Annotated in this window: 25 protein-coding genes; 14 read left to right on the top strand and 11 right to left on the bottom strand. The window is 71.4% G+C overall.

What is annotated here, in order from left to right; genetic code table 11:
* The 7 genes from whiA (at nucleotide 1) to ACZ6H8_RS11815 (ending at nucleotide 5453) form a co-directional block, all read left to right on the top strand.
* Nucleotides 1–966 carry a DNA-binding protein WhiA gene (whiA, locus tag ACZ6H8_RS11845; RefSeq protein ID WP_464147043.1) on the top strand — a complete coding sequence of 322 codons (966 nt, stop codon included), beginning with the start codon at nucleotides 1–3 and terminating at the stop codon, nucleotides 964–966.
* A 98-nt stretch (nucleotides 967–1064) separates the two neighbouring features.
* Nucleotides 1065–1688, top strand: coding sequence for a superoxide dismutase (locus tag ACZ6H8_RS11840; RefSeq protein ID WP_464147042.1), 624 nt, complete (start codon nucleotides 1065–1067; stop codon nucleotides 1686–1688).
* A 76-nt stretch (nucleotides 1689–1764) separates the two neighbouring features.
* The gene (gene gap / locus ACZ6H8_RS11835) at nucleotides 1765–2772 is read left to right on the top strand and encodes a type I glyceraldehyde-3-phosphate dehydrogenase (protein ID WP_464147041.1); all 1008 of its coding nucleotides are present in this window, start codon (nucleotides 1765–1767) and stop codon (nucleotides 2770–2772) included.
* Nucleotides 2772–3983 carry a phosphoglycerate kinase gene (locus ACZ6H8_RS11830; RefSeq protein ID WP_464147040.1) on the top strand — a complete coding sequence of 404 codons (1212 nt, stop codon included), beginning with the start codon at nucleotides 2772–2774 and terminating at the stop codon, nucleotides 3981–3983. The genes gap and ACZ6H8_RS11830 overlap by 1 nt, the downstream gene beginning before the upstream one ends.
* A complete protein-coding gene (tpiA, locus tag ACZ6H8_RS11825; RefSeq protein WP_464147039.1) occupies nucleotides 3977–4759 on the top strand; it encodes a triose-phosphate isomerase in 783 nt (260 codons plus the stop codon). Before ACZ6H8_RS11830 ends, tpiA begins: the two co-directional genes overlap by 7 nt.
* Nucleotides 4760–4836: 77 nt before the next feature.
* A complete protein-coding gene (gene secG, locus ACZ6H8_RS11820) occupies nucleotides 4837–5091 on the top strand; it encodes a preprotein translocase subunit SecG (protein ID WP_464147038.1) in 255 nt (84 codons plus the stop codon).
* A complete protein-coding gene (locus ACZ6H8_RS11815; RefSeq protein WP_464147037.1) occupies nucleotides 5091–5453 on the top strand; it encodes an RNA polymerase-binding protein RbpA in 363 nt (120 codons plus the stop codon). Before secG ends, ACZ6H8_RS11815 begins: the two co-directional genes overlap by 1 nt.
* An 85-nt stretch (nucleotides 5454–5538) precedes the next feature.
* On the opposite strand, the gene pgl is transcribed toward ACZ6H8_RS11815, so the two are convergent.
* From pgl to tkt, 6 genes are read right to left on the bottom strand one after another with little or no spacing between them, the layout of a single operon-like run.
* Nucleotides 5539–6258, bottom strand: a complete 720-nt coding sequence (pgl, locus tag ACZ6H8_RS11810) for a 6-phosphogluconolactonase (protein ID WP_464147036.1) — start codon at nucleotides 6256–6258, stop codon at nucleotides 5539–5541.
* Entirely contained in the window at nucleotides 6255–7232 is a 978-nt protein-coding gene (locus ACZ6H8_RS11805; RefSeq protein WP_464147035.1) for a glucose-6-phosphate dehydrogenase assembly protein OpcA, read from the bottom strand. The genes pgl and ACZ6H8_RS11805 overlap by 4 nt, the downstream gene beginning before the upstream one ends.
* Entirely contained in the window at nucleotides 7229–8764 is a 1536-nt protein-coding gene (gene zwf / locus ACZ6H8_RS11800) for a glucose-6-phosphate dehydrogenase (protein ID WP_464147033.1), read from the bottom strand. Before zwf ends, ACZ6H8_RS11805 begins: the two co-directional genes overlap by 4 nt.
* Nucleotides 8761–10353 carry a glucose-6-phosphate isomerase gene (locus ACZ6H8_RS11795; protein ID WP_464147032.1) on the bottom strand — a complete coding sequence of 531 codons (1593 nt, stop codon included), beginning with the start codon at nucleotides 10351–10353 and terminating at the stop codon, nucleotides 8761–8763. The genes zwf and ACZ6H8_RS11795 overlap by 4 nt, the downstream gene beginning before the upstream one ends.
* Nucleotides 10350–11471: a transaldolase gene (gene tal / locus ACZ6H8_RS11790; RefSeq protein WP_464147031.1), complete on the bottom strand. Its 1122-nt coding sequence runs from the start codon at nucleotides 11469–11471 to the stop codon at nucleotides 10350–10352. Before tal ends, ACZ6H8_RS11795 begins: the two co-directional genes overlap by 4 nt.
* Nucleotides 11468–13603 (bottom strand): transketolase, encoded by a 2136-nt coding sequence (gene tkt, locus ACZ6H8_RS11785; protein ID WP_464147030.1) that lies wholly within the window; start codon nucleotides 13601–13603, stop codon nucleotides 11468–11470. The genes tal and tkt overlap by 4 nt, the downstream gene beginning before the upstream one ends.
* Before the next feature lie 149 nt (nucleotides 13604–13752).
* Between tkt and ACZ6H8_RS11780 the strand changes: the two genes are divergently transcribed.
* Together ACZ6H8_RS11780 and ACZ6H8_RS11775 are read left to right on the top strand one after the other, a co-directional pair.
* Nucleotides 13753–14664: a heme o synthase gene (locus tag ACZ6H8_RS11780; protein ID WP_464147029.1), complete on the top strand. Its 912-nt coding sequence runs from the start codon at nucleotides 13753–13755 to the stop codon at nucleotides 14662–14664.
* 38 nt (nucleotides 14665–14702) lie between these two features.
* Nucleotides 14703–15524: an SDR family NAD(P)-dependent oxidoreductase gene (locus ACZ6H8_RS11775; protein WP_464147028.1), complete on the top strand. Its 822-nt coding sequence runs from the start codon at nucleotides 14703–14705 to the stop codon at nucleotides 15522–15524.
* Here the strand turns inward: ACZ6H8_RS11775 and ACZ6H8_RS11770 are convergent.
* On the bottom strand, nucleotides 15521–16441 hold the full coding sequence (locus ACZ6H8_RS11770) for a Ppx/GppA phosphatase family protein (protein WP_464147289.1): 921 nt from the start codon (nucleotides 16439–16441) through the stop codon (nucleotides 15521–15523). The genes ACZ6H8_RS11775 and ACZ6H8_RS11770 overlap by 4 nt on opposite strands.
* A gap of 32 nt (nucleotides 16442–16473) precedes the next feature.
* A complete protein-coding gene (locus tag ACZ6H8_RS11765) occupies nucleotides 16474–17370 on the bottom strand; it encodes a COX15/CtaA family protein (RefSeq protein WP_464147027.1) in 897 nt (298 codons plus the stop codon).
* 184 nt (nucleotides 17371–17554) lie between these two features.
* Here ACZ6H8_RS11765 and sufB point away from each other — a divergent pair, with 184 nt between their 5' ends.
* The 5 genes from sufB to ACZ6H8_RS11740 are packed head-to-tail and all read left to right on the top strand — an operon-like array spanning nucleotide 17555 to nucleotide 21677.
* Nucleotides 17555–18973 (top strand): Fe-S cluster assembly protein SufB, encoded by a 1419-nt coding sequence (sufB, locus tag ACZ6H8_RS11760; RefSeq protein ID WP_464147026.1) that lies wholly within the window; start codon nucleotides 17555–17557, stop codon nucleotides 18971–18973.
* On the top strand, nucleotides 18973–20235 hold the full coding sequence (gene sufD, locus ACZ6H8_RS11755) for a Fe-S cluster assembly protein SufD (RefSeq protein ID WP_464147025.1): 1263 nt from the start codon (nucleotides 18973–18975) through the stop codon (nucleotides 20233–20235). The genes sufB and sufD overlap by 1 nt, the downstream gene beginning before the upstream one ends.
* Nucleotides 20232–20585: a non-heme iron oxygenase ferredoxin subunit gene (locus tag ACZ6H8_RS11750; protein WP_464147024.1), complete on the top strand. Its 354-nt coding sequence runs from the start codon at nucleotides 20232–20234 to the stop codon at nucleotides 20583–20585. The genes sufD and ACZ6H8_RS11750 overlap by 4 nt, the downstream gene beginning before the upstream one ends.
* Nucleotide 20586: 1 nt before the next feature.
* Nucleotides 20587–21345 (top strand): Fe-S cluster assembly ATPase SufC, encoded by a 759-nt coding sequence (sufC, locus tag ACZ6H8_RS11745; protein WP_464147023.1) that lies wholly within the window; start codon nucleotides 20587–20589, stop codon nucleotides 21343–21345.
* A complete protein-coding gene (locus tag ACZ6H8_RS11740) occupies nucleotides 21345–21677 on the top strand; it encodes a metal-sulfur cluster assembly factor (RefSeq protein ID WP_376915663.1) in 333 nt (110 codons plus the stop codon). Before sufC ends, ACZ6H8_RS11740 begins: the two co-directional genes overlap by 1 nt.
* Nucleotides 21678–21752: 75 nt before the next feature.
* On the opposite strand, the gene ACZ6H8_RS11735 is transcribed toward ACZ6H8_RS11740, so the two are convergent.
* The 3 genes from ACZ6H8_RS11735 to ACZ6H8_RS11725 form a co-directional block, all read right to left on the bottom strand.
* On the bottom strand, nucleotides 21753–22112 hold the full coding sequence (locus ACZ6H8_RS11735; RefSeq protein ID WP_464147022.1) for a tryptophan synthase subunit alpha: 360 nt from the start codon (nucleotides 22110–22112) through the stop codon (nucleotides 21753–21755).
* A gap of 92 nt (nucleotides 22113–22204) precedes the next feature.
* A complete protein-coding gene (locus tag ACZ6H8_RS11730) occupies nucleotides 22205–24001 on the bottom strand; it encodes a DEAD/DEAH box helicase (protein WP_464147021.1) in 1797 nt (598 codons plus the stop codon).
* Nucleotides 24002–24071: 70 nt separating this feature from the next.
* Nucleotides 24072–24995, bottom strand: coding sequence for an alpha/beta hydrolase fold domain-containing protein (locus ACZ6H8_RS11725; RefSeq protein WP_464147020.1), 924 nt, complete (start codon nucleotides 24993–24995; stop codon nucleotides 24072–24074).
* Nucleotides 24996–25027: the final 32 nt, after the last annotated feature.

Raw genomic sequence — 25027 nt, 5'->3', positions numbered from 1 at the left:
GTGACCCTGACGCACGACGTCAAGGAGGAGCTCGCGCGCGTGCGCGTGCAGCGACCGCAGGCACGGGCAGCGGAGGTCGCGTCCCTGCTGCGGTTCTCCGGCGGGCTCCACGTCATCTCCGGCCGCGTCGCGGTCGAGAGCGAGGTCGAGTCGGCGGCGATCGCGCGCCGCCTCGGACGCGATCTGCTCGACCTGTACGGCGTGCGCGCCGAGATCGCCGTCATCTCCGGTGGTGCCAGGCAGCGCGCGTACCTCGTGCGCGTCGTCGCGCAGGGGGAGACCCTCGCTCGGCAGACGGGACTGCTCGACGCCAGGCGTCGTCCCGTGCGCGGCCTGCCGAATCGGCTCACGACCGGCTCGCTGGAGGACCTCGCTGCCGTCTGGCGGGGGGCGTTCCTCGCGCACGGGTCGCTCACCGACCCCGGCCGCTCCGCCGCGCTCGAGATCGCGAGCCCGGGCAGCGAGGCGGCCATGGCGATCGTCGGCGCCGCGCAGCGCCTCGGCGTGCCTGCGAAGTCGCGCGAGGTGCGCGGCGTCCACCGCGTCGTCGTGCGCGACACCGAGCCGATCTCGAGGCTGCTCACCGCCATGGGAGCGACCGAGACCGTCGAGTCGTGGATGCAGCTGCGGCAGCAGCGGGAGGTGCGCGCCAACGCCAACCGCCTCGTCAACTTCGACGACGCCAACCTGCGCAGGAGCGCGCAGGCAGCCGTCGCGGCGTGCGCTCGCGTCGAGCGCGCCCTCGAGATCCTCGGCGACGAGGTGCCGGAGCACCTCGCGTACGCGGGGCGTCTGCGTCTCGACCACCGCGACGCGTCGCTCGACGACCTGGGCCGCCGCGCCGACCCCGTCATGACGAAGGACGCCGTCGCCGGCCGCATCCGCAGGCTGCTCGCGCTCGCCGACAAGACCGCCGAGGATCGCGGCATCCCCGACACCGAGTCCAGCGTCCCCGAGCTCGACTGAGCCGTCGTGCAACCCCGTCGTCGGGAACATCTCGGCGGCTAGGATCGCTGTACGAGACGAACGTCCGCGACACCCATCGACCATCGAAGGAGACACGCATGACCGTCTACACCCTGCCCGAGCTGCCGTACGACTACGCAGCGCTCGAGCCGCACATCAGCGCCAAGATCATGGAGCTGCACCACGACAAGCACCACAAGACGTACGTCGACGGTGCGAACACGGCGCTCGAGCAGCTCGCCGCGGCGCGCGATGCGGGTGACTTCGGCTCGATCACGAAGCTCGAGAAGGACCTCGCGTTCCACCTCGGTGGCCACACGAACCACACCATCTTCTGGAACAACCTCTCCGGCGACGGCGGCGGCGAGCCCGAGGGCGAGCTCTCGGCCGCGATCGCGGAGTTCTTCGGCGACCACGCCAAGTTCCAGGCGCACTTCACGGCCAACGCGACCGCGATCCAGGGCTCGGGATGGTCGGTGCTCGCGTGGGACTCGATCGCCGAGCGGCTCAACATCTTCCAGCTGTTCGACCAGCAGGGCAACGTGCCCGTCGGCACGCAGCCGATCCTCATGCTCGACATGTGGGAGCACGCGTTCTACCTCGACTACCTCAACGTCAAGGCCGACTACGTCAAGGCGTTCTGGAACATCGTGAACTGGCAGGACGCGCAGGCGCGCTTCGACGCCGCCCGCACGAAGACCCAGGGTCTCATCACCCTCTAGATCCACCCCCGCGAGGGGCTCGAGAACGAGAGAGCCCGAGCCCCTCGCACCCACCACCCCACCCCAGGGAGCAGGCATGACCACCAAGGTTGGCATCAACGGCTTCGGCCGCATCGGTCGCAACTTCCTCCGCGCGGCGCTCGAGCAGGGCGCCGACATCGAGATCGTCGGCGTGAACGACCTCACCGACAACGCGACGCTCGCGCACCTCCTCAAGTACGACTCCGTCGGCGGCGTCCTCGACGTCCCCGTCCACAGCGACGGCTCGTCGATCACGGTCGGCGGCCAGACGTTCCAGGCGCTCGCCGAGCGCGACCCGAAGGCGCTGCCGTGGGGCGACCTCGGTGCCGACGTCGTCATCGAGTCGACGGGCATCTTCACGAAGACCGCAGCCGCCGCGCAGCACCTCGAGGCAGGCGCGAAGAAGGTCATCATCTCGGCGCCCGCCTCCGACCCGGCTCCGACCTTCGTCATGGGCATCAACGAGGGCGACTACGACCCCGAGAACGACCACGTCATCTCGAACGCGTCGTGCACCACGAACTGCCTCGCCCCGCTCGCCGGCGTCTTCCACGAGGCGTTCGGCATCGAGCGCGGCTTCATGATGACGGCGCACGCCTACACGGCCGACCAGAACCTGCAGGACGGCCCGCACAAGGACCTCCGCCGCGCTCGTGGCGCCGCGATCAACATCGTGCCGACCTCGACGGGTGCTGCGAAGGCGATCGGCCTGGTGCTGCCCGAGCTCAACGGCCGCCTCGACGGCTCGTCGTACCGCGTGCCGGTGCCCACGGGCTCGATCGTCGACCTGACGCTCGTGACGCGCGACGGCCTCACGGTCGACGAGATCAACGACGCCTACCGCGCCGCGGCGGAGTCGGGCCCGCTCGCGAAGGTGCTGCAGTACTCCGACGAGCCGCTCGTCTCGAGCGACATCCAGGGCAACCCGCACTCGTCGATCTTCGACTCGGGCCTGACGTCGGTCATCGGCAACCTCGTGAAGGTGTCGGCCTGGTACGACAACGAGTGGGGCTACTCGAACCGCCTCGTCGACCTCACGAGCTACGTGGGCGCGAAGCTCTGATGCCGGTCCGGACGCTCGAGTCCCTCGGGGACCTCGCAGGCCGCACCGTGCTGGTGCGGTGCGACCTCAACGTGCCGCTGAAGGATGGCGTCATCGGCGACGAGGGTCGCATCGCGGCCTCGGTGCCGACGCTGCGCCACCTGCTCGACGCGGGTGCGAAGGTCGTGGCGATGTCCCACCTCGGGCGTCCGGATGGCGCGCCGAACCCGGCGTTCTCGCTCGCGCCGGTCGCGGAGCGGCTCGGCGAGCTGCTCGGCGCCGACGTGGCGTTCGCGACCGACACCGTCGGCGACGACGCTGCCGCGAAGCGCGCCGAGCTCGTCGACGGCGGCATCGTGCTGCTCGAGAACCTGCGCTTCGACCCGCGCGAGACGAGCAAGGACGAGGCCGAGCGGATGGCGTTCGCCGAGGCGCTCGTGCAGGGCGCCGACGCGTTCGTGTCCGACGGCTTCGGCGTCGTGCACCGCGCGCAGGCGAGCGTGTACGAGGTCGCGGGCCTCGTGCCCAGCGCTGCCGGCCTGCTCGTGGCTGCCGAGCTCGACGTGCTCTCGCGGCTCACCGAGTCGCCGGAGCACCCGTACACGGTCGTGCTCGGCGGCTCGAAGGTCTCCGACAAGCTCGGCGTCATCGAGCACCTGCTGCCGCGCGTCGACCAGCTGCTCGTCGGCGGCGGCATGCTGTTCACGTTCCTGCAGGCGCAGGGCCACGCCGTCGGCAAGAGCCTGCTCGAGGCCGACCAGCTCGAGACGGTGCGGGGGTACCTGCACCAGGCCGAGGCATCCGGCGTCGAGATCGTGCTGCCGACCGACGTGATCGTCGCGGAGGCGTTCGACGCCGACGCCGCGCACGAGACGGTCGCGGCCGACGCGATCGAGTCGAGCGCGTTCGGGGCGGGCGGCATCGGCCTCGACATCGGGCCCGACACCGCGAAGGACTTCGCGGCACGCATCGCAGCCTCGCGCACGGTGTTCTGGAACGGCCCCATGGGCGTGTTCGAGATGCCGGCGTTCGCGAACGGCACGAAGACGATCGCGCAGGCGCTCACCGAGGTCGACGGCCTCGGCGTCGTCGGCGGCGGCGACTCCGCATCCGCCGTGCGCTCGATGGGCTTCGCAGACGACGACTTCGACCACATCTCGACCGGAGGCGGTGCGAGCCTCGAGTTCCTCGAGGGCAAGCGGCTGCCAGGACTGGAGGCACTCGGATGGTGACCCGTACCCCGCTCATCGCAGGCAACTGGAAGATGAACCTCGACCACCTGGACGCGATCCGGGTGGTGCAGAAGCTCGCATGGACGCTGCAGGATGCGAAGCACGACGTCAAGGACGCCGAGGTCGCGGTCTTCCCGCCGTTCACCGACCTGCGCAGCGTGCAGTCGCTCGTCGCGGCTGAGCGCTTCGACATCGCCTACGGCGGCCAGGACGTCTCCGAGCACGACTCGGGTGCCTACACCGGCGAGGTCAGCCCCGTCTTCCTGGCGCGCCTCGACTGCCGGTACGTGCTCGTGGGCCACTCGGAGCGTCGACAGATCCACGGCGAGTCCGACGAGCTGATCGGACGCAAGGCTGCCGCCGCGCTGCGGCACGGCGTGACGCCGATCATCTGCATCGGCGAGACGGCCGAGGATCTCGAGCAGCACGGCGCCTCCGCCGTGCCCGTGCAGCAGATCCGCGCGATCCTCGCCGACCTCCCGGCCGGCGAGGTCGTCGTGGCGTACGAGCCCGTCTGGGCCATCGGCTCCGGGCAGGCAGCGACCGCCGAGCAGGCGCAGGAGGTGTGCGCCGCGATCCGCGCCGCCATCGCCGACGTCCGCGGTGCCGAGGCGGCCGAGTCGACGCGCATCCTGTACGGCGGCAGCGTGAAGTCGGCGAACATCGCAGGCTTCATGCGGCAGCCCGACGTCGACGGCGCGCTCGTCGGCGGCGCGAGCCTCGACGCGGTCGAGTTCGCGGCGATCAGCCGCTTCACCCACCACGTCGGCACCTGATCGCACGGCCTGAGCCCACGGGGCCTCGGGCTGCGATAGACTGACCGATCGACCAGAACTTCTCGCGAGAGGCGAACGTGGAGATCCTCCAGATCATCATGCAGGTGATCCTCGGCATCACGTCGGTGCTGCTGACGCTGCTCATCCTGCTGCACAAGGGCCGCGGTGGCGGCCTGTCCGACATGTTCGGCGGCGGCATCTCGTCGTCGATGGGCTCCTCGGGCGTCGCCGAGCGCAACCTGAACATCCTCACGGTGACGTTCGTGCTCACGTGGATCACGTCGATCACGGTGCTCGGCGTCATCACCCGCTTCTCCGGGGCGGGTGCCTGATGGCCTCCGGTGGCAGCGCCATCCGCGGCTCGCGCGTCGGCGCGGGACCCATGGGCGAGCAAGACCGAGGCTTCCACGCCGAGCGCGTGGCGATCTCGTACTGGGACGCATCCGGCAACGAGACCGTGCGCTACTTCGCGGCCGACCTGCCGGAGGACGAGATCCCCGAGGTCATCGACTCGCCGTCGACGGGTCTGCCCGCCGGCCGCGACAAGGATGCACCTCCGCAGGTGTCGAAGGCGGAGCCGTACAAGACCCACCTCGCGTACGTGAAGGAGCGCCGCACGCCAGAGGAGGCCGAGCAGCTGCTCGACGAGGCGCTGCAGAAGCTGCGCGCGCGCCGCGGCCAGGCGACGTCCTGACCCGTACGAGCGCCACGGGCCTCGAGCCCACGACGAAGGCCCCGCATCCTCGAGGATGCGGGGCCTTCGTCGTGCAGGACGCGCGCTAGCCGACGAGGCCGTCCGGCAGCAGCGACGCCGCCGCCCGGTCGACGAGATAGCGGGTCTCGCGCGTGCCGTGCACGCCCGCGGCGGGCACCTCGTGCCGGTCGGCGGCGGACATCGCGAGGGCGAGCGCCGAGGCCTTGTCGTCGCCTGCGACGACGATCCACACGCGCGGCGCCCTGTTGAGGGAGCCGAACGTGAGGCTCAGCCGCTCGGGCGGCGGCTTGGGGGAGTCGCGGACGGCGATGATGCCCGTCGCGTCGACGTCGGTGCCGTCGTGCCCGGGGAAGAGCGATGCGACGTGCGCGTCGGGCCCCATGCCCAGCAGCACGAGATCGAGCGCCCGATCGCCGAGCTCGGCGGTCGCTGCGGCCGCGGCGGCGTCGAGGTCGAGACCGGCGTCGGACGCGGGCAGCTCGTGCACGTTGGCCGCAGGGATGCCGACGTGGTCGAGCAGCGCCTCGCGCGCCTGCAGCGCGTTCCGGTCGCCGTCGGCGGCCGGCACGAACCGCTCGTCGCCCCACCACGCATGCACGCGCGACCAGTCGAGCACCCGTCCGCGCAGCGCCTCGAGCAGCTCGATGCCGACCGAGCCGCCCGTGAGCGCGACGTGGCACTCCGGCTGCTCGGCGAGCACCGACTCGACGGTGGCGAGGAAGCGGTCGGCCGTCTCTGCGACGAGCGCCGCCCGGTCTGCGTGGACCACGAGCTCGCGGCTCATCTGCTGCCTCCCTCGGGTGCTGGCACGCTCGTGCCCGCCGTGCCCGAGACGCGGATGGCCTCGAGCACCTGGTGGTACATCTCGTCGGGGTCGAGCCTGCGGAGCTCCTCCGCGAGCTGGTCGCGCAGCTGGCGGTGCGACAGCGCGACCTCGTGGTCGGGCTGCCCGGGGATCTGCAGGAGCCCCGTCGACGGCCGGATGCGCGTGAGCGTCGCGTCGCCGGAGGCGCGCGTGAGCGTCACCGACGACAGCCCGCTCGAGCCGAGGGGTCCGTCTGCCCGCGACGACACGTCGACGTCGATGCCGAGACGCAGCCGCAGCCACGACGCCATGAGGTGCACCGACGGACTGCGCAGCGCACCCGTGACACGAGCGTGCAGCACGGGCTCGTACGGCGGCTGGTCGAGCACGGCGGCGAGCTGGGCGCGCCAGTTCGTCACGCGCGTCCACGCCAGGTCGGTGTCGCCGGGCTCGTAGCCCTCCGCGAGGCCGCGCAGGACGGAGCGGGGGTCCTCCTGGCGGGCGGAGTCGGTGATGCGACGCTGCGCGAGCGCGCCGAGCTGCGCGGAGGCGGGATGCTCGGGCATGCGGTCCGGCCACCAGGACACGACGGGCGCGTCGGGCAGCAGCAGACCCTGCACGACGCCGATGAGGTGCGCACCCACCTCGCCGTAGCACTGCAGCAGCACCACCTCGCTCGCGCCGGCGTCGCCGCCGACGCGGATCTCCGCGTCGAGCCTCGGCTCCTCGGTGGCGGCGATCTCGTCGATCGAGCGCGACACGACGAGCACGCGCATGGGGTGCTCACGGCTCGCCTCGTTCGCCGCGGCGATCGCGTCCTCCTCCTCGCCGAGGTGGGTGTGGATGATGAGCGTGAGGACGCGGCCGAGCGCGAGCACGCCGCCCTCCTCGCGGATCTCGACGAGACGGCGCTGGATGGCGCTCGTCGTCGTGCCCTCGAGCGTGACGATCACGGGCGCCTCCATTGCCGGTCGGTGCGCCGAAGCATCGCGTCGGCGCTCTCAGGGCCCCACGAGCCCGGTGCGTACTGCTCGAGCGGTCCGCCCGCCGCGGCCCAGTGCTCCTCGACGGGGTCGAGGATCGCCCACGACAGCTCGACCTCGCGAGCCTGCGGGAACAGCGGCGGGTCGCCGAGCAGCACGTCGAGGATGAGACGCTCGTACGCCTCGGGCGACTCCTCGGTGAACGCGTGGCCGTAGCCGAAGTCCATCGTGACGTCGCGCACGTGCATGCCGGGGCCGGGCACCTTCGAGCCGAAGCGCATGGACGTGCCCTCGTCGGGCTGCACGCGGATGACGAGCGCGTTCTGCCCCATCGACTGCGTCGCGGTCTCGGGGAACAGGTACTGCGAGGCGCGCTTGAACACGATCGCGATCTCGGTGACCCGCCTGCCGAGGCGCTTGCCCGCCCGAAGGTAGAACGGCACGCCCGACCAGCGGCGGTTGTCGACCTCGAGGGTGATGGCCGCGTACGTCTCGGTCGCGGAGTCCACGGCCATGCCGTCCTCGTCGAGGAATCCCGTGACCTGCTCGCCTCCCTGCCAGCCGCCCGCGTACTGCCCGCGCGCCGTGGACGCGTCGAGGTCGCCGGGGATGCGGGCGGCGGAGAGCACCTTCTCCTTCTCGGTGCGCAGATCGGTCGCGTCGAACGAGACGGGCTCCTCCATCGCCGTGAGCGCGAAGAGCTGCAGGAGGTGATTCTGGATGACGTCGCGCGCGGCGCCGATGCCGTCGTAGTAGCCGGCGCGGCCGCCGACGCCGATGTCCTCGGCCATCGTGATCTGCACGTGGTCGATGTAGTTGGCGTTCCAGATCGGCTCCCACAGGTTGTTCGCGAACCTGAGGGCGAGGACGTTCTGGACCGTCTCCTTGCCGAGGTAGTGGTCGATGCGGAAGACGCTGTCCGGCGGGAACACCGAGTCGACGACGGTCGCGAGCTCGCGCGCCGACTCGAGGTCGTGTCCGAACGGCTTCTCGATGACGACGCGGCGCCACGACTCGTCGCTCGTCGCGACGCCGGAGCGCTTCAGCTGCTGCGTCACGACGGGGAACTGGCTGGGCGGGATCGACAGGTAGAAGGCGTAGTTGCCCATCGTGCCGCGTGCGTCGTCGAGCTCGTGGAGCGTCTCGGCGAGCCGGTCGAACGCCGCGTCGTCGTCGAAGTCGCCCTGCACGAACCGGAAGCCGTCTGCGAGCTGCGCGAACACGTCGTCGCGGAACGGCGTCCTCGCGTGCTTCCGCACGGCGGGCTCGACGACGGCACGGAACTGCGACGCATCCCAGTCGCGCCTGCCGTAGCCCACGAGCGAGAAGCCCGGCGGCAGCAGTCCGCGGTTGGCGAGGTCGTAGATCGCCGGGAGCAGCTTCTTCTGCGCGAGGTCGCCCGTGACGCCGAACAGCACGAGGGCGTTCGGCTCGGGGATGCGCGTCAGACGGAGGTCGGACGCGTCGCGCAGCGGATTCGACCAGCCCGCCGGGGCGCTCATGCGGCTGCGGCTGCTGCGGCCAGGCGGCGGTACCCGTCGTCGAGGTCGGTCAGCGTGAGCGTGAGCACGGGACGGTCGTGGCCTGCGAGCACGGCGGCGTCGCCGCCTGCCTGCGCCTGCAGCAGCTGCCCGAACGTGAACGGCCGCTCGGGGATCTCGAGGTCCTCCGCGGGGGTGCCGAGGATCTGCAGGAACACGCCCGCGGGCTTGCCGCCCTTGTGGTACTGGCCGGTCGAGTGCAGGAAGCGAGGGCCCCAGCCGAACGTGACGGGCCGTTGCGTGCGCGCCGCGAGCATGTCGCGGAGCGTCGCGAAGCGCTCCTCGCCGAGTCGGTCGAGGTACGTGTGCACCGCGAGGTAGCCGTCGGCGGGGATCGCGGCGAGCAGCGCCTCGAGCGACGACTCGAGCGTGTCGCCCGACACGCTCCCACGCAGCTCGATCGAGCCGTCGACGACCGTCGCGGGTGCCGGGGGAGCGAGGTCCTCGAGCAGGCCGCGGGCCGCGTCCTTCGCGGACTCGACGTCGGGCTGGTCGAACGGGTCGATGCCGAGCAGGCGTCCTGCGACCGCGGTCGCGACCTCCCACACGAGCAGCTGGGCACCGAGGGTGCCTGCGATCTCGACCTCGCCGGGGGCGACGACGCGCGTCTCGTCGCGCGAGCCGACGACCCGGATGACCTGCAGGTCGTCGAGGTCCTCGGCGAGCTCGGGCGCGTCGACGTCGAGCACGACCGGCAGCACGCCGGTGCCCTGCTTGCCCGTCGACTCGGCGATGAGCTGCTCGGCCCAGTCGGCGAGGCCGACGATGTGCGTGCCGTCCGCGACGATCCCGATGTAGTCCTTGAGCGGCGTCGTGGCCGCGAGGACGGCGCCGAGCCGCAGGCCAGGGTTCGACTCGTCGTCGATCGAGACGAGCGGCAGCGTGGCCTCCGCCTCGTCGAGCAGCTCGACGACGTCGACGCCGGCGAGCGCGGACGGCACGATGCCGAACGCCGTGAGCGCCGAGTAGCGGCCGCCGACGTTCGGGTCGGCGTTGAAGACGCGGAATCCCGCCTCGCGCGCCGACGCATCGAGCGGGCTGCCGGGGTCGGTGACGACGATGATGCGCTCGGTGGGGTCGATGCCCGCCTCGCGGTACCACTGCTCGAACACCCGGCGTGCGCTGTCGGTCTCGAGCGTGGAGCCGGACTTCGACGACACGACGATCGCGGTGCGTGCGAGCTCGTCGCGCAGTGCAGCGAGCACCTGGCCGGGCTCGGTGGAGTCGAGCACCGTGAGGTGCACGCCGAACGTGCGCGTGATGACCTCCGGGGCGAGCGACGAGCCGCCCATGCCTGCGAGGGCGAAGCGGTCGACGCCCTTCGCCGCCAGGTCGGCCTTGAGCTCGAGCACGTCGTCGACGATGCCGCGCGTGGTGGAGGCCGCGTCGATCCAGCCGAGGCGCTTCGCAGCCTCGGCCTCCGCCGCCTGGCCCCAGAGCGTCGCATCCTTCGCGACGAGGCGTCCTGCGATGCCGTCGGCCACGAGCTGCGGCACGACGCGGTCGATGGCCTCCTGGGCTGCGCCGGTGGCGTGGAGCACGAAGCTCATCGGTCGCCTCCTGCCTGCGCGAGCTGGCCGCGGACCGTCTCGACGAGCTCGTCCCATGCGGCGACGAACTTCTCGACGCCCTCGCGCTCGAGCAGGTCGGTGACCTCGACGTACGACACGCCCTGCGCCTCGACGGCGTCGAGCACGCCCTGCGCGGCCTCGACGTTCGCCGAGACCTCGTCGCCGGTGACGACGCCGTGGTCGGCGAGCGCCTCGAGCGTCTTCTCGGGCATCGTGTTGACGGTCTCGGGTGCTGCGAGCTCGGTGACGTACAGCGTGTCGGGCAGCGACGGGTCCTTGACGCCGGTCGACGCCCACAGCGGGCGCTGCGAGTTCGCGCCGGCCGCGAGCAGCGTCTGCGCGCGCTCCGACGAGAACGCCTCCTGCCACGCGCCGTAGGCGAGGCGCGCGTTCGCGATGCCCGCCTTCGACTTGAGCGCGGTGGCCTCCTCGGTGCCGACGGCGTCGAGGCGCTTGTCGATCTCGGCGTCGACGCGCGAGACGAAGAACGACGCGACGGAGTGGATGGTCGACAGGTCCAGGCCCGCCTGCTGCGCGCGCTCGAGGCCCGTGAGGTAGGCGTTGATGACGTCGCGGTAGCGATCGAGCGAGAAGATCAGGGTCACGTTGACGCTGATGCCGGCACCGATCGTCGCGGCGATCGCCTCGAGGCCGTCCTTCGTGGCGGGGATCTTGATGAGCACGTTCTCGCGGCCGACGCGCTCGTGCAGCGCCTTCGCCTCGTCGACCGTGCCGTCGGTGTCGAACGCGAGGCCGGGTGAGACCTCGATCGACACGCGTCCGTCGATGCCGCTCGTCGCGGCGTAGATCGGCTGGAAGATGTCGCACGCGGCGGCGACGTCCTCGGTCGTGAGCGTGCGGATGACCTCGTGCACGTCGGCACCGCCCTCCTTGAGCTCGGTGAGGCGCGCCTCGTAGCGCTCGCCATCGGCGAGCGCCGCCGCGAAGATCGACGGGTTCGTCGTGACGCCGACGACGTCGCGCGTCTCGATGAGCTCCTGCAGGTTGCCGGTCTCGATGCGCTCGCGCGACAGGTCGTCGAGCCAGATGCTGACGCCGACGTCGCTCAGGGCCTTCGTGGAATCGGTCATGCTCATGCCTCCTTCGCTGCTGCGAGCGACTCGCGCGCCGCGGCCACCACGGCCTGGTGCGTCATGCCGAACTCGCGGAACAGGGTCTTGTAGTCGGCGCTCGCGCCGAAGTGGTCGATGCCGACGGTGCGGCCCGCGTCGCCGACGATGCCCGCCCACGTGAGGGTCGAGCCCGCCTCGACCGACACGCGCGCCTTCACGGCCTTCGGCAGCACGGACGAGCGGTACGCGTCGGACTGCTCGCCGAACCACTCGAGGCTCGGCGCGGCGACGACGCGCGTGCCGACGCCCTCCGCCTCGAGCACCTCGCGGGCTGCGACGGCGATCTGCACCTCGGAGCCCGTCGCGATCAGGATGAGCTCGGGCGTCTCGGTCGAGGACTCGACGAGCACGTAGGCGCCCTTCGCGACGTTCGAGGCGGCCGCGAACGTCTCGCTCGTCGCCTCGCCGTCTCCACGCTCGAACGTGGGGATCGGCTGCCTCGTGAGCGCGATGCCGACGGGCTTGCCACGACGCTCGAGGATCGTCTTCCACGCCCATGCCGTCTCGTTGGCGTCCGACGGACGCACGACGTCGAAGCCGGGGATGGCGCGCAGCGTCGCGAGCTGCTCGATGGGCTGGTGCGTGGGGCCGTCCTCGCCGAGCGCGACGGAGTCGTGCGTCCACACGTGCACGGGGTGCACGCCCATGAGGGCCGCCAGGCGCAGCGCCGGGCGCTGGTAGTCGCTGAAGATCAGGAACGTGCCGCCGTACGGGCGCGTGTTGCCGTGCAGCACGATGCCGTTGAGGATCGCGGCCATCGCGTGCTCGCGGATGCCGAAGTGCATCGTGCGGCCGGCGAACGACGCATCGGGGAACGAGTCCGTGCCGCTGCCAGACGGCAGGAACGAGCCGAACTCCTCGAGGGTCGTGTTGTTCGAGCCTGCGAGGTCGGCCGAGCCGCCCCACAGCTCGGGGATCAGGGGTGCGAGCGCGTTGAGCACCTTGCCGCTCGCCGCGCGCGTCGCGACGTCCTCGCCGGCCTCGAACACCGGCAGCGCCTCCTCGACGCCCTCCGGCAGGTCGCCGGACTCGAGACGGTCGAGCAGCGCCTTGCGCTCCGGGTTCGCCGACGCCCAGGCGTCGAAGCGCTCCTGCCAGCGACGGCGCGTCGACGCCGCGCGCTCGAGCGCGTTGCTGCGCGTGTGCTCGAGGATCCCCTCAGGCAGGGCGAAGTGCTCCTCGGGGTCGAAGCCCACGAGCTCCTTCGTCGCTGCGAGCTCCTCGGCGCCGAGCTTCGCGCCGTGGATGCCGCCCGTGTTGCGCTTCGTGGGCGCAGGCCAGCCGATGATCGTGCGCAGCACGATGATCGTCGGCTTGCGCGTCTCGGCCTTCGCCTCCTCGATCGCGGCGTGCAGCGCGGGGAGGTCCTCGTGGTAGTCGGCGTCGTCCTTGGGGTCGCCGGATCGCCAGTCGACCTCGAGCACCTGCCAGCCGTAGGCGGCGTAGCGCGCCTTGACGTCCTCGGTGAAGGCGACGTCGGTGTCGTCCTCGATGGAGATCTGGTTGGAGTCGTAGATCGCGATGAGGCGGCCGAGCTCCTGACGGCCGGCGAGCGAGCCAGCCTCGCTCGTCACGCCCTCCTGCAGGTCGCCGTCGCCTGCGACGACGTACGTGTAGTGGTCGAAGGGGCTCTCGCCGTCTGCGGCGTCGGGGTCGAGCATGGTGCGCTCGAAGCGCTGCGCGTAGGCGAAGCCCACGGCGGAGGCGAGGCCCTGGCCGAGCGGGCCCGTCGTGATCTCGACGCCGTCGGTGTGCCCGAACTCGGGGTGGCCCGGCGTCTTCGAGCCCCAGGTGCGAAGCGCCTGGAGGTCCTCGATCTCGAGGCCGTCGCCTGCGAGGAACAGCTGCACGTACTGCGTGATCGACGAGTGACCCGCCGACAGGATGAAGCGGTCACGACCGAGCCAGCGGTGGTCCGCCGGGTCTCGGTCCATGACCTTCTGGAACAGGAGGTACGCGGCGGGCGCGAGGCTCATCGCCGTGCCGGGGTGGCCGTGTCCGGCCTTCTCCACGGCGTCGGCTGCCAGCAGCCTGGCCGTGTCCACGGCCTTCGCGTCGGTCTCAGTCCATTCGAGCGTCAAGGCGGGCCCTTCCATGCGGGATCGGACCCGCGGCGGGGCAGGGCCGATGCAGAGGTGGTGCGACTCGACCAAGCATAGTGAAGGCGCCATGCGCCCTCGTCGGGCCCGCAGGCGCGATAGACTCCTGAGGTCACATCGCCGCCTGCGACGCAATCTCGAGGGTCATGACCGCCACCGCCCACCGCTCCGATCGAGCGCGTCTCGCCGACCGCGCGAAGGCGTACGTCGCACTGACGAAGCCGAGGGTCATCGAGCTGCTGCTCGTCACGGCGCTGCCGACGATGTTCCTCGCCGCAGACGGCATCCCGAATCCGATCGCGCTCGTCGCGACGCTCGTGGGCGGCTTCCTCTCGGCAGGCTCCGCGAACGCGTTCAACATGATCATCGACCGCGACATCGACGCGGTCATGCAGCGCACCCAGGGGCGTCCGCTCGTGACGGGCGCGCTGACGCCGCGCCAGGCGACGGTGTTCGCGTGGACGCTCGCCGTCGTGTCGACCGTCGTGCTCGCCGTGTTCGCGCACTGGCTCGCCGCCGTGCTGTCGATCGCCGCGATCGCCTTCTACGTGCTCGTCTACACGCTGCTGCTCAAGCGCCGCACCGAGCAGAACATCGTGTGGGGCGGGATCGCGGGCTGCTTCCCCGTGCTCATCGGCTGGGCGGGCGTCACGGGCACGCTCGACTGGCCAGCGTGGATCCTCTTCACGCTCATCTTCCTCTGGACGCCTGCGCACTACTGGCCGCTCTCGATGAAGTATCGCGACGACTACGCGGCGGCCGACGTGCCGATGCTCGCCGTGGTGCGAGGCCGGGCGACGGTCGGCATCCAGGTCGTGCTGTACGCGTGGGCGTCGCTCGCGTGCACGCTGCTGCTCATCCCCGTCGCCGGCATGGGCATCGTCTACGCGATCGTGGCGCTCGCGGGCGGCATCTGGTTCGTCGCGGAGGCGCACGGGCTGCACTCGCGTGCCGTGCGCGGCGCGGAGGCTCGCGCGATGCGCGTCTTCCACGCCTCGAACACGTACCTGACGCTCGTGTTCCTCGCGGTGGGCATCGACCCGCTGCTGCCGTTCTGACGCGCCGCGGTGCGCCGACCGCTGGTTGACTGGCCCGCATGAGCGATCCCGACCTGTGGCTGATCACCGGCGCCTCGCGTGGCCTCGGCCGCGCGCTCGCCCTCGCAGCGCTCGACGCAGGGCACGTCGTCGTCGCGACCGTGCGCGGCGTCCACGACCTGCCCGCGCACGACCGGCTGCACGTGCGCGAGCTCGACGTGCGCGATCGCGACGGCGCCTTCGCGCTCGTCGCCGAGGTCGATGCCACGCTCGGCGGCGTCGACGTGCTCGTCGCGAACGCCGGGCACGGCCTCGTCGGTGCCGTGGAGGAGGTGTCGGAGGCCGAGGCGCGCGCCGTGGTCGAGACCAACCTGCTCGGGGCGCTGTGGGTCACCCAGGCGGTGCTGCCCGGCATGCGCGCGGCCGGGCGCGGGCACGTCGTGCACGTCTCGACGGTCGGAGCCGTCGGCACGATGCCGACGTTCGGTCTCTACAACGCCTCGAAGTGGGGCCTCGAAGGCTTCGCAGGGGCGCTCGCCGCCGAGGTCGCCGGCCTCGGCGTGCACGTGACGATCGCCGAGCTCGGCAGCCTCGACACCGAGTGGGGCACGAGCAGCATGCGCTTCGCGACCCCGATCCCTGCCTACGACGCCCTCCGCGAGGGACTCTTCGGCACTGCAGCGGTGCCGTGGCCGTCCGAGGGCACAGGCGGTGGCACGGCCCCGGCCGACGCGGCCGCCGCGCTCCTCGCGCACGTCGCGGCACCCGACGACCGCCTGCGCCTCCTCGTCGGCGACGACGCGCCCGGGCAGGCGCACGCCGCGATGCGGCTGCGGCTCGACGACTACGCCCGCGACGAGCGCTGGCCCGCGGGCGGCTAGAGCCTGTCGAGGTGGCGCAGCAGGCGTCCCTCGCGCAGCGCCCACGGCGAGACGTCGAGCTCTCGCACGCCGAACGCGCGCATGGCCTCGGACAGCACGATGCCGCCCGCGACGATCTGGAACGTGCGATCGGGCGTGATGCCGGGCAGCGCGTGCCGCGAGTCGGCATCCATGCGTGCGATGCGGGGCACCCAGTCGTCGAGCTCCTTGCGCCGCAGCACGACGCGATCCTCGCCGCCGAGGCCGGGCACGACGCTGCCCGCGAGGCGCGCGAGCGATCGGATCGTCTTCGACGACCCCACGACGTGGTCGGGCCTGCCTGGACTCCGCACGGTGCCGACGACGTCGTCGAGCACGCTCTTCGCGTACGTGCGCAGCGCACGCTGCTGCGCGGCCGACGGCGGGTCGTCGTGCAGGAACGCGACCGTCGAGCGGCCGGCGCCCAGCGGCACCGACAGCGCGACCTGCGGCTCCTCGTCGGAGCCGACCGCGATCTCGAGGGAGCCGCCGCCGATGTCGAGCAGCAGGATGCGGCCGGCCGACCAGCCGAACCAGCGCCGCACGGCGAGGAACGTCAGCCGCGCCTCGTCCTCGCCCGAGAGGATGTCGAGCTCGACGCCCGTCTCCGCCTCGATGCGCGCGATGACGGCCTCGCCGTTGTCCGCCTCGCGCACGGCGGACGTCGCCACGACGAGCAGCCGCTCCAGGCCCGCGTCCCGAGCGACCTCGACGCACTCGCGGATCGCCGCGACGAGGGCGAGCTGGCCCTCCTCGGTGATCGCGCCGTCGACGAGGTAGCGCATGAGCCGCATGACGACCTTGTGCGAGTGGTGGGGGATGGGCCTGCCACCTGGCGTCGCGTCGACGACGAGCAGGTGGACGGTGTTGGAGCCGACGTCGAGGACGCCCAGGCGCATGCTCATGGGCTCGATCCTGCCCGACGAGCGGCTCAGGCTGCGACGGACTCGCGCACGTCGTCGACGTCGGCGGTGCTGGCAGCCCGCACCCGCAGCGACAGCGCCGAGACGACGGTCGCGGCGACGATCATGACCGACAGCACCATGTGCGAGCCGACGAGCGCGATCGGCAGGCCCAGGTTCGACTGCACGATGCCGACGGTCGCCTGCGTCACGAGCAGCGCGAGCAGCGTGCCCGCCCAGACGCCGAACGGCCGCATGCGCCAGCCGACGAGCACGAGGCCGACGGCGAGCACGAGCAGCGCGTAGGCGGGCAGCGCGTGCACGTGCTGCATGACCGACGGGTCGAGCCCGTTGCGCGCGGCCCCGCCGTCGCCTGCGTGCGGACCGGAGCCGGTCGTGAGGATGCCGACGTAGACCACGACGGGCACCATGACGGCCGTCGCGAGCATGAGGGCGCGCTGTGCGAGCGAGCCGCCCCATCTGGCGCTGCGGCCGCGGAAGACGCGCCACGCCATCCACGCCGCCACGCCCACGAGCACGGCCGAGAGCGAGAAGTGCACGCCGACGGTGTCTGGCCGCAGGTGGAGGAAGACGACGACGGCGCCGATGAGCGCCTGCGCGATCGTGCCGACCACGATGGCGATCGCGAGCGGCAGGACGCCGGGATGGCGGCGACGGTGGACGATGGCGAGCACGAGCATGATCGCGGCCGCGAGCAGCACGACGCCACCCATCACGCGGTTCGCGAACTCGATGAGGCCGTGGATGCCCTGCGCGGCCACGGGCACGAACGACTCGGGCGTGCAGTTGGGCCACGTCGTGCAGCCGAGGCCCGAGCCGGTGAGGCGCACGGCACCGCCGGTGCCGACGATGAGGATCTGCGTCGCGAGGGTCGCGATGCTGGCGATGCGGATGCCTCGGGTCACGGGTCTCTCTTCTAGCGCAATGGGGTTCCGTCGCGCGTGGGCGGGTCACGATAGGCTGTGGGCACGGATGAGGCCCGTTCGGGCTGCGACCATCAGCCCCTCCATTCTGCCACCGCCGAGCGGTGTCCATGGAATGGCACGGGAGGCCCATCCGTTTGAGACTTCGACGAGGTGAGGGGGAGCGATGGCCGATGTGCTGATCGACCGACCGGAGCTGGAGGGACTCGGCCAGTACGAGTTCGGCTGGCACGACTCCGACGCGGCGGGTGCGATCGCGAAGCGAGGCATCAACCCGCAGGTCGTGGAGGAGATCTCCGACCTGAAGAGCGAGCCGGCGTGGATGCGCGAGCGGCGCCTCAAGGCGCTGCAGCTGTTCGAGCGCAAGCCCATGCCCACGTGGGGTGCCGACCTGTCCGGCATCGACTTCGACAACATCAAGTACTTCGTGCGCTCGAGCGAGAAGCAGGCGCAGTCGTGGGAGGACCTCCCCGAGGACATCCGCAACACGTACGACCGCCTCGGCATCCCCGAGGCCGAGCGCTCGCGCCTCGTCGCCGGCGTCGCCGCCCAGTACGAGTCCGAGGTGGTCTACCACTCCATCCAGAAGGAGCTCGAGGACCAGGGCGTCATCTTCATGGACACCGACACGGCGCTCAAGGAGCACCCGGAGTTCTTCGAGGAGCACTTCGGCACCGTGATCCCGTCCGGCGACAACAAGTTCGCCGCGCTCAACACGGCCGTCTGGTCGGGCGGTTCGTTCGTGTACGTGCCGAAGGGCGTGCACGTCGAGATCCCGCTGCAGGCCTACTTCCGCATCAACACCGAGAACATGGGCCAGTTCGAGCGCACGCTCATCATCGCCGACGAGGGCTCGTACGTGCACTACATCGAGGGCTGCACCGCCCCGATCTACTCGTCCGATTCGCTGCACTCGGCCGTGGTCGAGATCATCGTGAAGAAGGACGCCCGCGTCCGGTACACGACGATCCAGAACTGGTCGACGAACGTCTACAACCTCGTCACCAAGCGTGCGATCGCGCACGAGGGCGCGACGATGGAGTGGATCGACGGCAACATCGGCTCGAAGGTGACGATGAAGTACCCGTCGATCTACCTCGCGGGCGAGCGTGCGAAGGGCGAGACGCTCTCGGTCGCCTTCGCCGGCCCCGGCCAGCACCAGGACGCGGGCGCGAAGATGATCCACATGGCGCCGTACACGACGTCGTCGATCGTCTCGAAGTCGATCGCGCGCGGCGGCGGCCGCGCGGGGTATCGCGGCGAGGTGCGGGTGGATGCGAACGCGCACCACTCGGCGAACACCGTGCGCTGCGACGCGCTGCTGGTCGACACGATCTCGCGCTCCGACACGTACCCGGCGATCGACATCCGCGTCGACGACGTCGTGCTCGGCCACGAGGCCACCGTGTCGAAGGTCTCCGAGGAGCAGCTGTTCTACCTCATGAGCCGCGGCATGCCAGAGGACGAGGCGATGGCCATGATCGTGCGCGGGTTCATCGAGCCCATCGCGCGCGAGCTGCCGATGGAGTACGCACTCGAGCTGAACAAGCTCATCGAGATGAGCATGGAAGGATCCGTCGGCTGATGACCACGGCTGAGACCAGCACCGTAGACACCACCGAGTCGGCCGCAGGCGGCGCGACCTCGGCACCCGAGGCCGCGATCGGCCGCGAGCGCAGCGCCGTGCCGGTGCAGACGCGCTCCGAGCGACCGACGTCGTTCGAGCCGAGCGACTTCGGCACGCCGACGGGTCGCGAGGTCAACTGGAAGCTCTCCGACGTCCGCAGGCTCGCGCCGCTGTTCGTCGACGAGGCGACCGAGACCGGCGAGTCGAACGCGATCGCGTACGACGTCGCGGCGATCGAGGCCGGCGGGTACCTCATGCGCTCCGAGGGCCACGACGCGCCCGTGCGCGGCGAGATCTTCGAGCCGGAGGACGTCACGGCGGCCCTCGCGTGGAAGCACGGCGTGAACGCCCTGCACATCCGCGTCCCCGAGGGCGAGACGGTGGCCGAGCCGCTCGTCGCCCGCCTCACGGGTCAGGGCGCCGACAGGCACGGCCAGGCGCACATCGTGATCGAGGCGCAGGCGAACAGCGTCGCGACGGTCGTGCTGGAGCACTCCGGCTCGGCCGCGTACGCGCAGAACGTCGAGATCATCGTGCGCGACGGCGCTCGGCTCACGGTCATCGCCGTGCACGAGTGGGAGGACGACGCCGTGCACGCGGCGGCGCACCAGGCCGTCGTGGGCGATCGCGCCTACCTCAAGCACGTCGTGGTGTCGTTCGGCGGTGGCGTCGTGCGCGTCAACCCGTCGATGCGTCTCGCGGGCGAGGGCTCCGAGGGCGACATGCTCGGCCTCGCGTTCGCCGACGCCGGGCAGCACCTCGAGTCGCAGGTGTACATGCACCACGAGGGCGTCTCGACGAAGGGCGACGTGCTCTACAAGGGCGCACTGCAGGGTCAGGGTGCGCGCACCGTGTGGATCGGCGACGTGCTGATCGGCCAGGGCGCCACGAGCACCGACTCGTACGAGAAGAACCAGAACCTCGTCCTGACCGACGGCACGCGTGCCGACTCGATCCCGAACCTCGAGATCGAGACCGGCGACATCGCCGGCGCCGGGCACGCCTCGGCGACGGGTCGCTTCGACGACGAGCAGCTGTTCTACCTGCAGGCTCGCGGCATCCCCGAGGAGCAGGCGCGCAGGCTCGTCGTCGTCGGCTTCCTCATGGAGATCGTGCAGCGCATCGGCGTCCCGGCGCTCGAGGAGCGGCTCGCTGCCGACATCGAGGCCGAGATCGCACGTGGTGCAGGCCTCGCACCCGCCTCGCGGGCGGGGGCATGAGCGCGACTCGCGCCTGCTCGGCCAGCGAGATCACCGTCGCCGAGCCGCGCAAGGTCGAGATCGACGGCATCGCCGTCTCGCTCGTGCGCGACTCGGCGGGGGCGATCCACGCGCTCGGCGACCGTTGCACCCACGGCGACGTGTCGTTGTCGGAGGGATTCGCCGACGACGAGACCCTCGAGTGCTGGGCGCACGGATCGCAGTTCTCGCTGCGCACCGGCGTTCCCCTGAACCTCCCGGCCTACGAGCCGGTACCGGTGTTCCCGGTGATCATCGACGGCGACGACGTGCTCGTCGACGTGACGAACCCCATCGACGTGTCCGGCCTCGTGGCCGACGGAAGGAGCTGACGTGAGCACCCTGGAGATCAAGGACCTGCAGGTCTCGATCGAGACCGAGCAGGGTTCGAAGCCCATCCTCAAGGGGGTCGACCTCACCATCAACTCCGGTGAGATCCACGCCGTCATGGGGCCGAACGGCTCGGGCAAGTCGACGCTCGCCTACACGATCGCCGGCCACCCCCGGTATCAGGTCGACGGCGGCTCGATCACGTTCGACGGTCAGGACGTGCTGGCGATGAGCGTCGACGAGCGCGCACGCGCCGGCGTGTTCCTCGCGATGCAGTACCCGGTCGAGATCCCGGGCGTGACGGTGTCGAACTTCCTGCGCACCGCGAAGACGGCGATCGACGGCGAGGCCCCGCAGCTGCGTCCGTGGATCACGTCGGTGCGCGAGGCGATGACCGACCTGCGCATGGACTCGACGTTCTCGGAGCGCAACGTCAACGAGGGCTTCTCCGGCGGCGAGAAGAAGCGTCACGAGATCCTGCAGCTCGAGCTGCTGCAGCCCAAGCTCGCCGTGCTCGACGAGACCGACTCCGGGCTCGACGTCGATGCGCTGCGCATCGTGAGCGAGGGCGTGAACCGCGTCAAGTCGAAGACCGACATGGGCGTGCTGCTCATCACGCACTACACGCGCATCCTGCGCTACATCGAGCCCGACTTCGTGCACGTGTTCGTCGACGGCAAGATCGCAGAGCAGGGTGGCAGGGAGCTCGCGGAGCGCCTGGAGGACGAGGGCTACGATCGGTTCCTGAAGGCAGGAGTCTGATGGCAGTCACCGAGCTCGCACCAGAGCTGTTCGACGAGGCGACCGAGGCCCTGAAGGGCGTCGTCGACCCCGAGCTCGACGTGAACATCGTCGACCTCGGCCTCATCTACGACCTCGCGTGGGATGACGAGCAGGACGCGCTCGTCATCTCGATGACGCTCACGAGCGCGGGCTGCCCGCTCACCGACGTGATCGAGACCGAGATCGCCGACAAGCTCGACGGCATCGTCGCGCGATTCCGCATCAACTGGGTGTGGATGCCGCCGTGGGGTCCCGAGCGGATCACCGAGGATGGCCGCGAGATGATGCGAGCCCTGGGGTTCACCATCTGAGGCATCTCTGAGACGCATGGACGGCGCAGCACCTGCGGGTGCCGCGCCGTTCGTCGTCTCGAGGCCGGGACGTGCTCAGCGCCCGAGGTATCGGATGCGGGGCGCCCAGGCGCGCACGGACTCCGACTCGGAGAGCATCGACCACACGGTCGTCGCCAGCGGCGGGTAGTCGGCGGCGATGCGGCGCAGCACGACGTCGCTCACGTCGGCGTCGGGTCTGGCTGCCCCTGGCGGCAGGATGCGCTCGGACCGCAGCAGCAGCACGACGAGCTCGTCGATGCTGGGCAGGTCGCCCATGAAGTCCCACGGGTCCTCGCCTGCGCGGAGCCGTTCGTCGACGAGCACGGATCGCTCGTCGGCGGCCTCCGCGCGCAGCACCTCGAGGCTCGCGCGTCGCCGAGGCGACGGGTGCGGAGCTGGCTGCTGGGCGGTCACCCGACCAGGCTACGCGAGGCAGGCGACGGGGTTCGGCGTGTCCGCCGAACGCGGACGTCGGCGCGTCGGAGCAGCGCGGCCGCGGCCGCGCGTCAGTCCCTGCCGTGGCGCGGCTTGCGCTCCTCGCGGCGCGGGCCGGCGTCACGGCGAGGCCGGTCGTCGCGGTCGCGACGCGGACGCTCGCCGCGCTCGGGGCGGCCGCCCGAGTCGACGCGGATGTCGATCGGCTTGCCGAGGATGCGCGTCTCCGACAGGCGCGCGAGCTGCGCGTCGTCGAGGCGCGGCAGCTCGACGAGCGTGAAGTCGAAGCGGATCTGGATGCGGCCGAAGTCGTCGCGCCCGAGGCCCCCCTCGTTCGCGAGCGCGCCGACGATCTGCCTGGGCTCGACGCGGTTGCGTGAGCCCACCGCGAGGCGGTAGGTCGTCGCATCCGACGGGCCGCGACGCTCGCGACGCGGGCCGCGGTCGTCGTCGCCGCGCGGGGCGTCGTCGCGGTCGCGCGGGGTGCGCTGCATGGGACGCGCGGCGACGTCGTCCTGCTCGTCGAGCAGCATGGGCGTCGGTCCCTGCGCGACGACGGCGAGTGCGGCGGCGACGTCGTTGTAGGGCACGTCGTGGTGCTCGACGTAGTGCGCGACGATGTCGCGGAAGCGCTCGACGCGCGCCGGCTCCGCCTCGAGCGCCGTCGTGATGGCGTCGTCGAACTTCGACAGCCGCGAGGCGTTGACCTCGCCGGCGCTCGGCATCGGGATCTCCTCGACGGTGCCGCCCGTCGTGCGCTCGATCGAGCCGAGCATGCGGCGCTCGCGCGGGGTGACGAAGCTGATGGCGTCGCCCGTGCGACCGGCACGGCCCGTGCGGCCGATGCGGTGCACGTACGACTCGGTGTCGATCGGCAGGTCGTAGTTCACGACGTGGCTGATGCGCTCGACGTCGAGGCCGCGCGCGGCGACGTCGGTCGCGACGAGCACGTCGAGGCCTCCTCTGCGGAGCTGCTCGATCGTCTTCTCGCGCTGCGGCTGGGCGACGTCGCCCGAGATGGCTGCGGCCGTGTAGCCGCGGGCGCGCAGACGCTCCGCGACCGTCTCGGTCTCGGAGCGCGTGCGCACGAACACGATCGCCCCGTCGAACGGCTCGACCTCGAGCACGCGCGTGAGCGCCTCGAGCTTCTGCTGGTACGACACGAGGATCGCGCGCTGCCGGATGCTGGCCGACGTCTTCGCGCCACCCTGCACCGAGATCTCCGCCGGGTTGCGGAGGTGCTGCTGCGAGATCGCGCGGATCTGCCGCGGCATCGTCGCCGAGAACAGCGCGACCTGCTTGTCCTCCGGCGTCTGGCTGAGGATCTGGTCGACGTCCTCTGCGAAGCCCATGCGGAGCATCTCGTCGGCCTCGTCGAGCACGACGTGCGTCAGGGCCGACAGGTCGAGGGTGCCCTTCGCGAGGTGGTCCATGATGCGGCCGGGCGTGCCGACGACGACGTGGACGCCACGGCGCAGCGCCGACAGCTGCACGCCGTACGCCTGGCCGCCGTAGATCGGCAGCACGTGCACGCCGCCGAGGTGCGCCGCGTAGCGCTCGAACGCCTCGCACACCTGCACGGCGAGCTCGCGCGTGGGGGTGAGGACGAGCGCCTGGGTCTTGTTCGACGTCACGTCGACGGCGGCGAGCACGGGCAGCGCGAACGCGGCCGTCTTGCCGGTGCCGGTCTGCGCGAGGCCGATGATGTCGCGACCGCCGAGCAGCGTCGGGATCGTCGCCGCCTGGATGCTCGACGGGGTCTCGTAGCCGACGTCGGCGAGCGCCTGGAGGATGGCGGGCGGCAGGCCCAGGTCGGCGAACGTCGTGCGCTCTGCGTCTGCTGCCTCGGCGGGCGCGGTGTCGGTCATGCCCTCAACGGTACGCGGCTCTGCGGCCTTCGCGCGCCATGCGTGCGAACGAGGGTCTCGCTGACGCTCCTCAGCCCAGCGCGGGCTCCTGCAGCGCGACCTCGAGGAACGCCAGGATCGTGTCGCGGACGTCGGGCTCGACGAGGAGGCCGACCGAGTGCTGCTGCGACGGGACGACGGCGAGCTGCACCGGCGCGCCCGCTTCGTCGAGCGCGGCGGCGAACGACTCGGCCTGCGCGAGCGGGATCAGCGGGTCGTCGTCGCCGTGCAGCACGAGGAAGGGCGGATCCGACGGGTCGGCGAACGTGGCAGGGCTCGCGAGCTCGGCGGCGTCGCACCGCACGAACGAGCCGCACCCGAGGTAGGCGAGCTGCCTGGGCACGAAGGCGTCGACGACGTCGACGCCGGTCAGGTCGAGCGGTGCCGACATCGTGACGACGGCGGCCACGCGGTCGCTCGCATCCCACGAGCCCGTGCCCGCCGTCGCCAGCAGCGACGCGAGGTTGCCGCCCGCGGAGCCTCCGACGGCGCCGATGCGCTCGGGATCGATGCGGTACGTCTCGAGCGTCGCGGGCGCGCGGAGCCACGCCAGCGCCGCCGTCACGTCGTCGATGCCTGCTGGGAACGGGTCCTCGGGGGCGAGCCGGTAGTCGACGTTCGCGACGACGTACCCGGCAACCGCGAGCCATTCGCACGCGTCGCGCCAGATCGGGTCGGTGCGGCTGCCGCGCGCCCACGAGCCGCCGTGCACGAGCAGGATCGCCGCACGATCCGCCACCGCGGCACCGGGCGGGAGGCAGACGTCGATGCGCTGCGATGCGTCGGGGCCGTATGCGACGTCGGCGACGATCGTCGCACCCGACGCGTCGCGGTCTGGCAGCGACGCACGCTCGTCTCCCGAGTGGCTCGACGTGATGCCGGGGACGAGCACGGCGCCGACGAGCGCGAGCACGCCGACGGCGCCCACGCCCGCGAGGGCGAACGCACGCCGCATCCCCATCGTCGCTGCCGTCGTCGCCGCTGGTC

This window comes from Agrococcus sp. AC640b, assembly GCF_979255995.1.
Note: the sequence above shows the minus strand (reverse complement) of the source record. Positions and strands in the feature narration are given on the sequence as shown.